This is a genomic window from Cohnella sp., from assembly GCF_041641335.1.
In the GTDB taxonomy this organism is placed as follows: Bacteria; Bacillota; Bacilli; order Paenibacillales; family Paenibacillaceae; genus Cohnella.
The window spans coordinates 14,700-29,214 of sequence record NZ_JBEPYQ010000012.1 but is presented as its reverse complement, the minus strand read 5'-3'; the positions used below and the strand labels follow the sequence as shown (position 1 = coordinate 29,214).

Annotated in this window: 10 protein-coding genes; 6 read left to right on the top strand and 4 right to left on the bottom strand. The window is 60.0% G+C overall.

The window, feature by feature from the left end; translation table 11 throughout:
• The first annotated feature begins 57 nt into the window (after positions 1-57).
• From ACESLM_RS05635 to ACESLM_RS05620, 4 genes are all read left to right on the top strand, one after another.
• Positions 58-1,815: an ABC transporter ATP-binding protein gene (locus ACESLM_RS05635; RefSeq protein WP_372630493.1), complete on the top strand. Its 1,758-nt coding sequence runs from the start codon at positions 58-60 to the stop codon at positions 1,813-1,815.
• Positions 1,812-3,656 carry an ABC transporter ATP-binding protein gene (locus tag ACESLM_RS05630; RefSeq protein ID WP_372630491.1) on the top strand — a complete coding sequence of 615 codons (1,845 nt, stop codon included), beginning with the start codon at positions 1,812-1,814 and terminating at the stop codon, positions 3,654-3,656. The genes ACESLM_RS05635 and ACESLM_RS05630 overlap by 4 nt, the downstream gene beginning before the upstream one ends.
• A gap of 323 nt (positions 3,657-3,979) precedes the next feature.
• Positions 3,980-6,370 carry an RNA polymerase recycling motor HelD gene (gene helD / locus ACESLM_RS05625; protein WP_372630489.1) on the top strand — a complete coding sequence of 797 codons (2,391 nt, stop codon included), beginning with the start codon at positions 3,980-3,982 and terminating at the stop codon, positions 6,368-6,370.
• Positions 6,371-6,518: 148 nt separating this feature from the next.
• The gene (locus ACESLM_RS05620) at positions 6,519-8,021 is read left to right on the top strand and encodes a protein adenylyltransferase SelO (protein ID WP_372630488.1); all 1,503 of its coding nucleotides are present in this window, start codon (positions 6,519-6,521) and stop codon (positions 8,019-8,021) included.
• Here ACESLM_RS05620 and ACESLM_RS05615 read toward each other — a convergent pair.
• On the bottom strand, positions 7,986-9,095 hold the full coding sequence (locus tag ACESLM_RS05615; RefSeq protein WP_372630486.1) for a LuxR C-terminal-related transcriptional regulator: 1,110 nt from the start codon (positions 9,093-9,095) through the stop codon (positions 7,986-7,988). The two genes, ACESLM_RS05620 and ACESLM_RS05615, sit on opposite strands and share 36 nt — an antisense overlap.
• Positions 9,096-9,213: 118 nt before the next feature.
• Here ACESLM_RS05615 and ACESLM_RS05610 point away from each other — a divergent pair, with 118 nt between their 5' ends.
• Positions 9,214-10,284, top strand: coding sequence for a saccharopine dehydrogenase family protein (locus ACESLM_RS05610; RefSeq protein WP_372630484.1), 1,071 nt, complete (start codon positions 9,214-9,216; stop codon positions 10,282-10,284).
• On the opposite strand, the gene bioB is transcribed toward ACESLM_RS05610, so the two are convergent.
• A complete protein-coding gene (gene bioB, locus ACESLM_RS05605; RefSeq protein WP_372630482.1) occupies positions 10,281-11,279 on the bottom strand; it encodes a biotin synthase BioB in 999 nt (332 codons plus the stop codon). The genes ACESLM_RS05610 and bioB overlap by 4 nt on opposite strands.
• Before the next feature lie 214 nt (positions 11,280-11,493).
• Here bioB and ACESLM_RS05600 point away from each other — a divergent pair, with 214 nt between their 5' ends.
• Positions 11,494-12,741, top strand: a complete 1,248-nt coding sequence (locus ACESLM_RS05600) for an MFS transporter (RefSeq protein ID WP_372630603.1) — start codon at positions 11,494-11,496, stop codon at positions 12,739-12,741.
• Here ACESLM_RS05600 and ACESLM_RS05595 read toward each other — a convergent pair.
• Positions 12,710-13,579 (bottom strand): carbohydrate ABC transporter permease, encoded by an 870-nt coding sequence (locus ACESLM_RS05595; protein WP_372630480.1) that lies wholly within the window; start codon positions 13,577-13,579, stop codon positions 12,710-12,712. The genes ACESLM_RS05600 and ACESLM_RS05595 overlap by 32 nt on opposite strands.
• Positions 13,580-13,619: 40 nt before the next feature.
• Positions 13,620-14,510 (bottom strand): carbohydrate ABC transporter permease, encoded by an 891-nt coding sequence (locus ACESLM_RS05590; RefSeq protein WP_372630478.1) that lies wholly within the window; start codon positions 14,508-14,510, stop codon positions 13,620-13,622.
• Between the last annotated feature and the right edge of the window lie 5 nt (positions 14,511-14,515).

Genomic DNA, 14,515 nt, shown 5'->3' with positions numbered 1-14,515 from the left:
CTCTGAATAGGGCCGGTTGTCGCCTTTGTTACGTCTAATGGCGCGAGGAGGCAAGTTATGGGCAAGACCGCGAAAACCAAATCGATCGGGCATTACTACGAGATGCTTAGCCGATACTTGCTTCCGCAGAGAAGCGCGTTAATCGGTCTCGCGGCGCTGCTGTTCGGCTCGATCGGCTTACAGTTGGTCAATCCGCAAATCATCCGCTATTTTATCGATACCGCCCAATCCGACCGTTCGTTGGAACCGCTTTATTACGCTGCGCTGCTGTTCATCGGCTTCTCGCTCATTCAGCAGGTCGTCTCCGTCATCGCGACTTACGTGAGCGAGAACTTGGCTTGGCGCACGACGAACCGGCTGAGGGGCGACCTGGCCGAGCACGGCCTGAAGCTCGATATGTCGTTCCACAAGTCGAACACGACGGGCTCGATCATCGAACGGGTGGACGGCGACGTGAACGCGCTCGCCAACTTTTTCTCCAGCTTCATCATCCACTTGGGCGGCAATCTGCTGCTGATGGCGGGCATCATCGTCCTCCTCTTCCGAGAAAACGTCCTGATCGGAGCAGGCATGCTGCTGTTCGTGATCGGCGCCGTGTTCGTTATTCAGTGGATTCGCAAATACGCGCTTCCGGTATGGACGAAGTGGCGGCAGGTCAATGCCGAGTTTTACGGCTTTATCGGCGAGCATCTGGAAGGGACGGAGGACACTCGCGCCAACGGGGCGACGGGCTTCGTCATGAACCGCTTCTACGGCCTGCTGAGCCGGATGCTGCCGATCCGCACAAAGGCGTTCCTCGGGTTCGCGTCGATGTGGGTGACGACGATTATCGTGTTCGCTCTGGGCAATGCGATGGCGTTCGCGATCAGTGCGTACCTGTGGAAGCAGGGCAGCATTACGATCGGGACGGTGTACCTGATTTTCTACTATACCGAGCTGCTCGCCAAGCCGATCGAGAAAATTCGCACCCAGATCGAGGATTTGCAGAAGGCCGACGCCAGCCTCGTGCGTATCCGGGAGCTGTTGGGAACGCGCTCGAAAATTCAGGACGGTCCGGGAGCAGAGCTGCCCTCGGAACCGCTGGCGGTTGAATTCGACAACGTCACGTTCGGATACGACGACGAGCCGACGCTGGACGGCATCCGGCTGCGGCTCGCTCCCGGCGAAGTGCTCGGGCTGCTCGGCCGGACCGGCAGCGGCAAGACGACGCTCGCGCGCCTGCTGCTTCGCTTCTACGACCCGCGGGAGGGTAGCGTGCGGCTCGGAGGCGTCGATATCCGCGAATGCATGCTTGGAGAGCTGCGGACGAAGGTCGCGCTCGTCACGCAGAACATCGAGATCATCCAAGGCAGCGTGCGCGACAATCTGACTTTCTACGACGAGAGCGTGCCGGACGAGCGCATGATCGGCGTGCTTCGCGAGCTTGGACTGGGCGAGTGGTACGATTCGCTGCCGGAGGGGTTGGATACGCCGCTGGCTTCGGGCGGGGGCAGCCTGTCCGCGGGAGAAGGGCAGCTGCTCGCATTCGCGAGGGTGTTCTTGACCGACCCGGGCTTGGTCATTCTGGATGAAGCTTCGTCCCGGCTCGACCCGCTGACGGAGCATCGGCTGGAGCGGGCCGTCGACAAGCTGCTGGCGAACCGGAGCTGCATCATGATTGCGCATCGGCTGGCGACCGTCGAGAGAGCCGACAAAATCGTCATTCTGGAGCAGGGCCGCATCGTCGAGAGCGGGCCGAGGAAGGCGCTCGCCGCCGATCCGGACTCGCGCTTCAGCCGCATGCTGGCCGCCGGGCTCGAGGAGGTGTTAGCATGAGTACGTTCTCGTATATGTGGCGATTGATCCGTTACCGCCCGGGATGGTATGTATTCAACGCGCTCGTGTGGACGGCGATTTACTTGATGCCGATCGTGCCGGGCCTTATCACGAAGGAATTTTTCGATTCGTTGACAGGGCACGCGGCAACGGAACTGGGCACGTGGACGCTGGTCTCGCTGCTGGTCGGGTTCGCATTGGCGAGAAGCGCGACCGTCTATCTGGGGTTCATTACGGACGTGAATTTCCGTTTTCGAATGGGGATGCTCCTGCGCCGCAACGTGCTCGGGCATATTCTGAAACGTCCGGGAGCGAGAGCGATTCCGGGTTCGCCCGGGGAGGCGATCAGCCATTTCCGCGACGACGTCGATCAATCGGAGGAGGCGGTCAGCTGGTCGGTGGACGTCTTCGGCATGACCTGCTTCGCCGTCGTTTCGTGCTTTATTCTCCTGCGGATCGACGCGGAATTGACGATGCTCGTGTTTCTGCCGCTCGTGATCGTGATCGTCGCCGCCCAGTTGGCCACGACAAGGCTGCAGAAGTACCGCGCGGCAAGCCGGGAATCGACGGCGAAGGTGACGGAAGCGATCAGCGAGATGTTCGGCAGCGTGCAGGCCATTCAAGTGGCCGGCGCCGAACGTAGAGTGACGGAACGGTTCAGAAGGCTGAACGACGAACGCCGCAAGTCGTTGCTGAAAGACAAGCTGATGACGGAAACGCTCGGTTCGGTTTTTTCCAATACTGTGAATCTGGGAACGGGGCTTATTCTGCTGATATCCGGGCATAAGATGCGCGGAGGCGAGTTCACGGTCGGAGATTTCTCGCTGTTCGTGTACTATTTGACGTTCGTAACCCAGTTCATCTCCAACTTCGGCACGTTTTTGACTTATTTCAAGCAGATGTCCGTCGCCAAGGAGCGGCTGACCGACCTGCTTCAGGGCGCGCCGGCCCAAATTCTGACGGAAGCGAATACGCTTGGCGGGAAGGAGCGGGAGCCGGGCGCGGCAAGGCTGCGGGCGAATGCTTCGGACAAGAACGAGCAAGCATCCGCGGTTGCGGGACACCGGATGAACAAGGGGCCGGTCGTTGTCGGAATGGCAGCGGACGAACGGTTGGAGCAACTTGACGTCAGCGGACTGACTTACCGGTATCCGGAGACGGGAAGGGGCGTCGAGGACATTCGCCTCCATCTGCGGCGCGGCTCGTTCACCGTTGTCACGGGACCGGTCGGGTCGGGCAAGACGACGCTCGTACGCACGCTGCTCGGCCTGCTTCCGCAGGACGCGGGGACGGTTCTCTGGAATGGACGCAAGGTGGAGGACGCCGGCAATTTCTTCGTGCCTCCTCGCAGCGCCTATTCCGCGCAAGTGCCGAGACTGTACAGCGATACGCTACGTGAAAATATTTTGCTCGGTCTGGAGGACTGCGGCGGTCAACTGGAGCGCGCGCTGCATACGGCCGTGCTGGAGGAGGACTTGCGTCATTTCCGCGAAGGGTTGGACACGGTCATCGGGCCGCGCGGCGTGAAGCTGTCCGGGGGCCAAGCCCAGCGGACGGCCGCGGCCAGAATGCTCGTGCGGGATGCCGAGCTGTACGTATTCGACGATCTGTCGAGCGCGCTCGACGTCGAAACCGAGCAGAAGCTGTGGGAGCGGCTGTTCGGCGATCGGGGAGAGGCGACCTGCCTCGTCGTCTCGCACCGCAAAGCCGCGCTTGCCCGAGCCGATCACGTCCTTGTTCTGAAGGACGGCCGCATCGAAGTGGAAGGCACTGCGGAGCAGCTTCTGGAGCGAAGCGAGTCTTTCCGCAGACTGTGGAGCGGGGACGAGAGCGGCTCCTAGAGCCGGGTGCCGGCAGGGCAGCAAGGGGAAAAGCCTGCAATCCAGCAATATTTCGAGAGCGGATTCAAGAGTCGCATGGATGGACGAAAGGGCAACTCCGGGCTATCGCGGCCGAATGACCGCAATAGCCCGGAGTTGCCTCTTTATGTGCGCATAAAAAAATTGCACGACGAGATGCGTTGTGCTATGATTAAAACGCATATTTTGTATTTGGATACAAGAGTAACATTCTATTTACAACTTAATCTTACCATGGCGATCGGCGGCGTGTCAAGTGTGATTATTTTTCCTAAAACGAATGAACGGGGAGCGTGTGCTTGAGGATGACGAACGCACGGGTTTGGCAGGCGGAGCAGGAACGGCTCGACTCGGTGACGGACAAATTGGAAGCTAGAATCGCCGAACTGGAGCCGGAGGCGGCGGGGCTGCGGGAACAGGTCACGGATATGCGCAAGCGCTTCTGGGAAGAGGTTACGGTGAATACGAGCACGGATGAGGACTTCGAGGAAACCTTCTTCACGATCCGGCAGCAGGCGGCGGTATTGTCCGAACGGGAGCGCAGCCATCGGCAGCTGATGAAGCAGTGGAACAGCCTCAACCGGCTGCTGCCGTCGCCGTATTTCGGACGGATCGATTTCCGGGAGGACGGCTTGAGCCTGAGCGAGCCAATCTATATCGGGGTTGCGTCATTCCTCGAAGAGGATGGCATGGATTTCCTCGTATATGACTGGCGCACGCCGATCGCGAGCATGTACTACGACTATTCACCGGGTCCGGCCGATTACGATACGCCGGGCGGACGCATTGCCGGGAAGATGGAGCTGAAGCGGCAGTTTCGGATTCAGGACGGCCGCATTCGCAATCTGTTCGACGCGAACGTCACGATCGGAGACGAACTGCTGCAGCAGGTGCTAGGGAAGGGCGCGGACGCGCAGATGAAAAGCATCGTGGCGACGATCCAGAAGGAGCAGAACGAAATCATCCGCGACGACAAGAGCAGGATGCTGATCGTCCAAGGGGCGGCGGGCAGCGGCAAAACTTCCGCAGCGTTGCAGAGAGTGGCTTACTTGCTATACAAACACCGCGATAAGCTTAGCGCCGACCAGATCGTTCTTTTTTCGCCTAACCCGATTTTTAACAGCTATGTCGCCACGGTCCTCCCCGAGCTTGGCGAAGAGAACATGCAGCAGGCGACTTTTCAGGAATATCTCGAATATTGGCTCGGCTCGGGGTTCTCGTTGGAAGATCCGTTCGATCAGATCGAATACGTTCTTTCCGCTCGTAAGGAGCCGGGATACGAGGCGCGGATGGAAGGGGTCAAATACAAAGCGTCGGAGGCTTACCTGCAAGCGCTCCAGCACTATGCGAAATGGCTTGAGAGGGGAGGAATGCGATTTAACGCTATACGGTTTCGGGATCGGGAGTTGATTAGCGCGGAGCGGATGGAGGCGCAATTTTACGGGGGAGATCCGTCCATCCGCTTGGCCAATCGCGTCGCGCTGCTGCAAGAATGGCTTCTCAAGGAGCTTCGGACGCTGGAGCGTAAGGAACGGGAGGCTTCCTGGGTTCAGGAGGAGCTAAATTACCTCGACAACGATCGATACGCGGAAGTTCACGGCCAGCTTCACAAGGAACGCGGCGTGTTCGATTTCGCCGAGCAGTATGCGGTCATTCAAGAGAAGCTTCGCAACGAGCGCCGGGGGGACGAAGGAGATTTCGACTACGCCGAGCGGGAGGAGGAGCTGCTTCGCCAGATGGTGGTCAAGGAAAGCTTTGCTCCGTTAAGGCGCAGCGTGAAGAAGCTGGCATTCATAGACATGAATAAGCTGTACGTCCAACTGTTCGGCGACGAGGTCGAGTATCGGAAGATGACCGGCGAGTCCGAAGTTCCTGCATTCTGGGCGGACATCTGCAAACAGACGAAGGAGAAGTTGAGCCGTTCCGAATTGTTCTACGAGGATAGTACGCCTTACCTGTACTTGAGAGAGCTTGTCGAGGGGGTCCGCACGAATACGGAGGTGCGGCATGTGTTCGTCGACGAGGGGCAGGACTATTCGATGTTCCAGTACGAGTATTTGAAAAAGCTGTTCCCCCGCGCGCGCATGACGGTGCTTGGCGACTTCGGCCAGGCGATATTCACTCAGGCGACAGATTTGCGAGGGTCCGGATCGCCGCTAGTACGGCTGTACGGCGAGGACGACACGACGCTGATCCGCCTTGTCCGCAGCTATCGTTCTACCCGTGAGATCGTGGAGTTTACGAAGCGGCTGCTGCCGGATAACGATGAGATCGTGCCGTTCGAGAGGAGCGGCGGCAAACCCAGGCTTATTCAGTCCGGCGATCGCGAGAATCGGGCGGCGAGAATCGCGGCGGATCTAACGGAGCTTCGGGACGAGGGCTTTGAGTCTATTGCCGTCATTACGAAAACGGCGGCCGAGAGCGCGGAAGCTTATGAGCTTCTGACGGCCCGAGGACACATGGATCTGCGGCTCATTACGAAGAAATCTCTTTCCTTCGAGAAGGGCGCCATGGTCATCCCTGCTTATTTAGCCAAGGGCGTCGAATTCGACGCGGTGCTGATCTACGACGCTTCCTCCGAAGTTTACGGGAGGGAAAGCGAGCGCAAGCTGTTCTATACGGCTTGCACCCGCGCCATGCACCGGCTTCGGCTGTATGCGTCGGGGGAGTGGACTCCGTTCCTTCAAGGGGACTGATCCCCATTTTTCGGAGTCCGGGCAAGCGATACCGTGGCAATCCGGGATAAAAAAATTCCCGCTTTCTCTTTCATTCAATGGCCTGCGGGGTATAATAAGGCTGGATCGTTGGAACGGTGAAAAAGTTTACTGGGAGCAAGGTGATATTGTGGAAGAGAACAACGAGCCGCGAAGAGCGGGATGGAACTTCGATAACAGCTACGCCAGGCTGCCGGAGACGCTATATACGAAGATGGAGCCGACGCCGGTGCGCGCGCCGAAGCTGGTCGTTCTGAACGAACGGCTTGCGGCGGAGCTTGGGTTGAACGAGGAAGCGCTCCGGGACGGCGATGCGACGGACGTGTTTGCCGGCAACCGGATTCCGGATGGCGCGGAGCCTCTCGCTCAGGCATATGCGGGGCATCAGTTCGGCCATTTCAACCGGCTTGGCGACGGAAGGGCTCTGCTGCTTGGCGAGCAAATTACGCCTTCGGGGGAACGGTTCGACATCCAGCTTAAGGGCTCCGGCAGAACGCCGTATTCTCGCGGAGGCGACGGCAGGGCGGCGCTCGGGCCGATGCTTCGCGAATATATCATTAGCGAAGCCATGCATGCGCTGGGCATTCCGACGACGCGCAGCCTGGCTGTCGTGGCGACCGGCCAGCCTATTCAGCGGGAGAGGGAACTGCCGGGCGCGGTGCTGACCCGCGTGGCGGCCAGTCATATTCGCGTCGGGACGTTCCAGTATACCGCGGCATGGGGGAGTGTGGAGGAGCTTCGTGCGTTGGCTGATTATACGCTGCGGCGGCATTATCCCGAGGCGGCGATCGGAGACCGGAACGACGGCAACGAAAACGGAAAGGGCAACGCCCTTGCGCTTCTGAAGGAAGTCATCCGCCGCCAAGCCAAGCTGATTGCCCAATGGCAGCTGGTCGGCTTTATCCACGGTGTCATGAATACCGATAACATGGCGCTTAGCGGAGAGACGATCGACTACGGACCTTGCGCCTTCATGGACGTCTACGATCCTGCGACGGTATTCAGCTCGATCGACTCCAACGGACGCTACGCCTATGGCAATCAGCCGCAGATCGCGGTTTGGAACTTGGCGAGATTCGCGGAAACGCTGCTACCGCTGTTGCACGACGAAGAGGAGAAGGCAATTGCCTTCGCGGAAGGCGCGCTGGGGGAGTTCGGGGAGCAGTATCACGGCCGCTGGATGTCGGGCATGCGGGCGAAGCTGGGGATTGGCAACGAGGAAGAAGCGGATGAGGAGCTCGTCAAAGACCTTCTTATCTTGATGCAGAAGCATCGTGCGGATTACACGAACACATTCCGCGCGCTGACCGCTGACGCGCCCCAAGAGACGGCGCTCCGCGGCGTCGAGGAGTTTCAACGATGGCATGAGCGGTGGCAGGCGAGATTGGAGCGGCAGACGGCAAGCCGGGAAGAAGCGCGGCAGTTGATGCGAAGCAGCAATCCCGCCGTCATTCCCCGCAACCATCGGGTCGAGGAGGCGCTGGAGGCCGCGTCCGAGCGGGGAGATTACAGCGTCATGAAGCGTTTGCTCGACGTGCTGGAGCAGCCTTACGCGCATTCCTCCGAGCAAGCGCCGTATGGCGAGACGCCGGAGCCGTCAGGTCTCCCTTACCGGACCTTCTGCGGCACTTGACGGGGAGGCGTACCGGGAGAAGAGTTTCCAGATCAGCTCCCTGCGGCTGGATGCCCCCGTCTTGGAGAAGATCGACTTGAGATGATCTTGGACGGTGTAGACCGAGATGTGAAGCTCGGCCGAGATTTCCTGGGTCGACAGCCCGCGGACGACTGCGCGGAGCAGCTGCTTCTCGCGTTCGGACAGTCCGTGGGCTTCCGCGATCAGAGGAAGTCTGTCGGCCGGCTGGGCCTGTTCGAAAATAACGGCAAGCTGTACGCCCGGGGTCCGGCCGGTCAGCTTGTCGGCCCGAATCGTCACATACGAGCCGCCCGTGAGCCTGACGCAGGTACGGGCGGCTTTGCCGTGTTTCGGCCCCTTGTCCGACTCTCCGACCAGAGCGCGAGTGCATACCGCCCTGATCGGCCGGGGGAGAAGTCCGGCGTCAATGCCCTCGGTCTCGCGGAGCGCAGCCAGCCAGCAAGCGGCCGAATCGGTGGCGGCCAGCTCGAGCAACGAGGCGCCGTCGGCGGCCACGATGAGCACGCCCGGCTCCAACCCCGCCTCCTCGCCGAGATCGTCGGCCGCAGCCAAGCTCGTTCGCCGCAAAGCGGAGGCGATCGAAGGCGCAAGCGACGTCAGAAACGCCAGCTCCTCCGCCGTAAAACGCGGCCGATCCTGCCCGCGAAGCAGGGTCAGGAAGCCCCAGCATTTGCCCCCGCTCACCAGAGCCGCTCTCATCTCGTCCCCGAAGCCGGCGGGTCGCAGCACTTCTCGGAACCGGACGCTGCGCTCCGGATCGCCTTCCGTCACCAGCCCTAGCGCGGCAACCGGCCGGTCCGCTTCGGCCAACTCCTCGAACCGGTTAAAGTCCTGATACCCGTACTCGAATTCGAACAGGCGATGATGAATCGCCTCCACGCCGTCCTCGGTGACGGCTCCCGCGGAAAGAAGCGTTCGCGGGTCGACGACGGTGCAGCATGCTCCTTCGAAGGGGAAGGCTTCGCGAAGGAGCGCCAGCAGCGCCAATCTGAATCCTTTGGAGGAAACGGCTTGTTCGGCCAACCGTTCGATCCGTTTTTTAATGTTATCCATATTTTCGCCTGCGGCGGAAATCCCACCTTTCTGGGATGGCGCGGCAGCTCCTTATTCGTCTAAAGTGGGAATAAATCTTATACTATCTAGAATAAGCAAGGGAGCTGGCAAGGGCAATATGGATAAAGACCGGATCGTCGTCGTAGGAGGATATGGGGCGGTAGGCAGCCTCATATGCGAGGAGCTCGGACGCAGGTTTCCCGGCAAGGTCTACGCGGCGGGAAGGAGCCTGGAGCGGGCGGAACGGTTCAGCCGGGCAATGGAGGGGCGGGTACTGCCCATGCGTCTGGACATTGGCCGGCCTGTAGATCCCCGGGAGCTGGCCGACGTCAAGCTGGTCGTCATGTGTTTGGATCAGGGGGACGCTTCCTTCGTAAGCACCTGCTTTCTGAGCGGCGCGCATTATATCGATGTGTCGGCAAACCTCTCGTTCCTGGCCCGGGTGGAAGCTCTCCGGGATGAAGCGGAACGCGGCGGCTCGACAGCCGTTGTGAACGTAGGGCTCGCCCCGGGCGTAACGAATCTGCTGGCGTTGGAAGCCCATCGGCGGCTCGATCGGACGGAGGCGATCGAGATTACGATTTTGCTCGGGCTGGGCGATCGGCACGGCAAGGCCGCCGTCGAATGGACCGTGGACAATCTGGGAGCAAGCTTCGAGATTACGAAGAACAATCGCACGGAGATGACAGGCAGTTTTACGGATCCGAGGGTGACGGATTTTCGGGGCGCGATCGGACGGAAGCGGGCCTACCGATTTCCGTTCTCGGATCAGCGCTCCCTGCCGGGGTCGCTGGGCGTCCCCAGCGTGTCGACGAGGCTGACCTTCGACTCGGGCGCCGTGACGGCGCTGCTCGCGGGAGTACGGAAGCTCGGCTTGCACCGCCTGCTGAGGCTGAAGCCGATTCGAGCGGCGGCGATCGCCGGCTTCGGCCGGGTGCATCTCGGCTCCGAGCGGTTTGCCGTCCAGGTCGAAGCGATCGGCGAGAAAGCCGGCCGTCCGACCGTCGCCGAATATCGGCTGGAAGGCCGTCAGCAGTCCGAGTTGACGGCCAAATGCGCGCTCGATGCGGCCGAAGCGGTCTATGCGGGCGGGATGCCGGCAGGCGTCTTCTCGATCGAGCAGCTGCTGGATTGGACGAAGATGGGCCGGCTGAAGAGGGAGAAGCTGGAGGCGGATGTCCGCGATTAAGATAGGGCATTCGGCTCGATCTCGAACCCGAGGTCCTCGATGAGTTCGTGATCGGCGGTGACGGCTTGGCCTTCCGTCGTTAAGTAATCGCCGACGAAAATGGAGTTGGCCGCATACAGCGCAAGCGGCTGCAGCGCGCGCAAGTTGACCTCGCGCCCTCCGGCGACGCGAATTTCTTTCGACGGGCAGATGAACCGGAACAGGGCCAGTACCTTCAACGCCTTCATAGGCGGAGTACGGCCGGCCTTCTCCAGCGGGGTTCCCGGAATGGCGTTCAGGAAGTTGACCGGAATCGAGTCGGCGTCCAGCTCCCTGAGCGCATAGGCCATCTCGACGATTTCCGAATCCGACTCGCCCATGCCGATAATGACGCCGGAGCAAGGCGACATGCCGGTCGCTTTCGCTTGGCTGACTGTATCGACGCGCTGATCGTAGGTATGGGTCGTCGTGATGGAAGGGTAGTTGGCTCTGCTCGTGTTCAAATTGTGGTTATACCGGTGAACGCCGGCTTCCGCGAGCCGTTCGGCCTGATCGTCCTTCAGAAGGCCGAGGCACGCGCAAATTTTCAGAGGCATCGTAGCGCGGATCTCCCGCACCGCTTCGACGACCTGGTCCAGCTCCTTGGCGGTCGGCCCCTTCCCGGACGCCACGATGCAGTAGGTGCCCGCTTGCCGGGCCAACGCTTCGCTCGCTCCGGCCAGCAGCGTGTCCTTGTCGAGCAGCGAATACTTCTTGACGGGGGCCGTTGATACGATCGATTGCGAGCAGTAACCGCAGTCTTCGGGGCAGAGTCCGCTCTTGGCGTTGATGATCATGTTCAGCTTCACTTTTTTGCCGAAGTAGTGCTTTCTCACCGTAAAGGAAGCCTGCAGCAGCGGCAGAACTTCGTCATTGTCGGCACGGAGGACGGCAAGGCCCTCTTCCGGAGTCGGACAATGTCCGTTCAACGCTTTTTGCGCAAGCGATTGCCAGCGATCGACCGCGGCGGTGTTCATGATGGGCAGCCTCCAGTATCATCCATTGTTTCGCCAATTGTTAACCAATATCAGAAATTGTGGTTAACAATTGAACGTTGAAATTCTATCAAAACGCAAAGTTCTTGTAAAGCGGGGATAGATTCGCTTGCAGGCCGTGCTATAATAATCCAACGAACAGGGGGAGTGACCGGTGACGGAAAACGAGATACAGCGACTATATAAAAGAACGCTGATGATCGTGGCGATCTCGCAAATCTTCGGAGGGGCGGGGCTTGCCGCGGGGATAACGGTAGGAGCGCTGATGGCTCAGGAGATGCTCGGCACGGACAGTTATGCGGGCATGCCGGTCGCGCTGATTACACTGGGATCGGCAGGGTCGGCCTATTTGGTGGGACGGCTTACGCATCGTTACGGACGCCGGATCGGCTTGTCGGCGGGATTTCTGGCCGGCGGCGCCGGAGCGGCGGGCATCGTGCTTGCGGGGGCGACGAATCAGCTTGCGCTGCTGTTCGCTTCGATGCTGATCTACGGAGCGGGAACGTCTACGAATCTGCAGGCTCGCTATGCCGGCACCGATCTGGCCAGGCCGGAGCAGCGGGCGAAGGCGGTCAGCCTGTCGATGGTGTCCACTACGTTCGGCGCGGTGGCAGGACCGAATCTGGTCGAGCCCATGGGAGACTTCGCGGCAGCTTTCGATCTCCCCGCGTTGACCGGCCCGTTCCTGCTTGCGGCTGCCGCGTTCTTGCTGGCCGGGGCGTTCCTGCTTGTGTTTCTGCGGCCCGATCCCTATCTCGCGGCCAAAGCGATGGCCGCCGAGCAGGAGGCAAGCCGGCCACAGGCCTCCGACCGCGACTCAAGCGGGTCGTCGTCCCCGTTCCGCAATCGCGGATTGATCGTCGGAACGACCGTCATGGTGCTCACGCAGATCGTGATGGTCGCGATCATGACGATGACGCCGGTCCACATGCAGCATCACGGGCACGGGCTTGGAGAAGTCGGCCTCGTTATCGGCATCCATGTCGGAGCCATGTACCTTCCTTCGTTGGTCACCGGAGTGCTGGCGGATAGAATCGGCCGCCCCGCGATGGCCGTCGTCTCTGGAGTCACGCTGCTGCTTGCCGGGATTCTCGCCGCCGCGGCCCCTGCGGATTCGATGCCGCTGCTGATCGCGGCGCTGGCCCTGCTCGGGCTCGGCTGGAACTTCGGCCTGATCAGCGGCACGGCCCAGATCGTCGACGCGACGACGCCGGCCACCCGGGCCAAGACGCAGGGGACGATCGACGTGCTGATCGCGTTGACCGGAGCCTCGGGCGGCGCCTTGTCCGGGATGGTCGTCGCCGAGTCGAGCTATGCCGTTCTTTCCTTCGCCGGCGGCGCGATGTCCTTGCTGATCATTCCCGTGGTTTTATGGGCTCGCCGGTCTCGGCGCAGTGGGCGCAATGGCGAGTCTACTTCAACGAACCTTCCGTCAGTCCGCTGACGATTCGTTTATGGAACAGGATGTAGGCCAGAATCATCGGAATGGTGATGAGCGCCAGCGCGGAGAACAGCAGCTTGTAATTGGTGACGTAGCGGCTGGAGAACGCGAGCAGGCCGACGGGAAGAGTCTTCAGATCGTCGTTCTGAATGTACAGCATCGCCAGCAGCAGCTCGTTCCACGCGTTCAGGGACGAGAAGATCGCCACGGTTGCCATGCCCGGAGCCAGCAAGGGAAGAATGATGCGAACGAACAGCACGCGGTTGTTGCATCCGTCGATCCGGGAAGCCTCGATCAGATCCTTCGGCAAGGAGTCGAGGAACGACTTGAGCAGGAAGACCGCCAGCGGCAGCCCGACTCCGATATAGGGCAGAATAAGGCCCATATAGGAATCCTTCAAGCCCAGTCTCTCGAAAATATAGCTTTGGGCGATAAAGAAGGATTGCAGCGGCATGAACAGTCCGACGACAAACATCATGAGCAGCGCTTTGCCGCCTTTGAACGGCAGCTTGCTGAAGGCGAAAGCCGCCATGCTGGCGAACAGCAAGATGCAGACGACCGTCAGGGAAGTCACGATCGCGCTGTTGCCCGCGTATTTGCCGATATGCCCGATGCGCCAGGCTTCCGACCAATTGTCGAAGTTCACTTGCTCAGGCCAGCGGAACGGGCTGGTGAATATGACCTGGTTTTCCCGGAAGGAGGAGAGGACAAGCCAGATCATCGGGTAAAAGTAAAAACACGAGAGCGCGATCATTAAAACGTAATACGACAAGCGGGACAGCCAGCGGAACGGTTTCTTGTCCGCCTTGCCGTCGCTCGCGCTCCAAGCGGCAGTTGCCATGGTCGACACCTCTTTCTATCCGAATCCTGGCGGCGTTCTCTTAATACTCGAGAGCGTCGCTTTCTTTTTTCTTCAGCTTGTTGGTCAGAATGCCGAGAATCGCGATCACGATCGACATAAGCACGGCAAGAGCCGAACCGTAGCCGACGCTCATATTGCTGAACACGACTTTGACGATGTAGGTCGTTACGATTTCCGTGGAGTTGTAAGGTCCGCCGTTGGTCATGACGTAGAACAGGTCGAACGCTTGGAAGCCTCCCAGCACGCACAGCATGATCGCGACGTCGACGAGATCCCGGATCATCGGAATTTTGATCTTGAAGAAGATATCGCGATCGGTCGCCCCGTCCAAGTAGGCGGATTCGTAAATGTCGTTCGGAATACGCTGGATGCCGGCGTAGAAAATGGTCATGTAGTAACCGGCGTATACCCAACCGGATACGAAGGTGACGGCGTACAGGGCGATTTTCGGATCTCCGAGCCACACCCGGGTCCAGCTCTCCAAGCCTACGCTACCGAGAACGGCGTTGATCAGTCCGAAGTCGGAATTGTAGACGAATTTCCACAAGTAGGAGACGACGATCATGGGCAGCATGACCGGCGTAAAGAAGGCGACCCGAAACCAAGCGCTTCCGCGTCTCTTCATCGTAATCAATCCGGCGAGCAGCAGCCCGCAGAACACTTCGAGAATAACGGTCAGGACGATGTAAATGAAAATATGCCAGTAAGACAACAAGTACACGCGATCGTGAAAAGCCCGGACGTAGTTGTCGAAGCCGATGAACGTCATCGTGCCGAAGCCGTTCCAATCGTAGAAGCTGAACGCGAACGTCAGCACGATGGGGACGATGATCGTCAGACCGAACAGCAGGGCGGACGGAGCGACGAACAAGTAGGGAGAAATGCCGAATTTTCCTTTGGAGCGATTCACGGTTA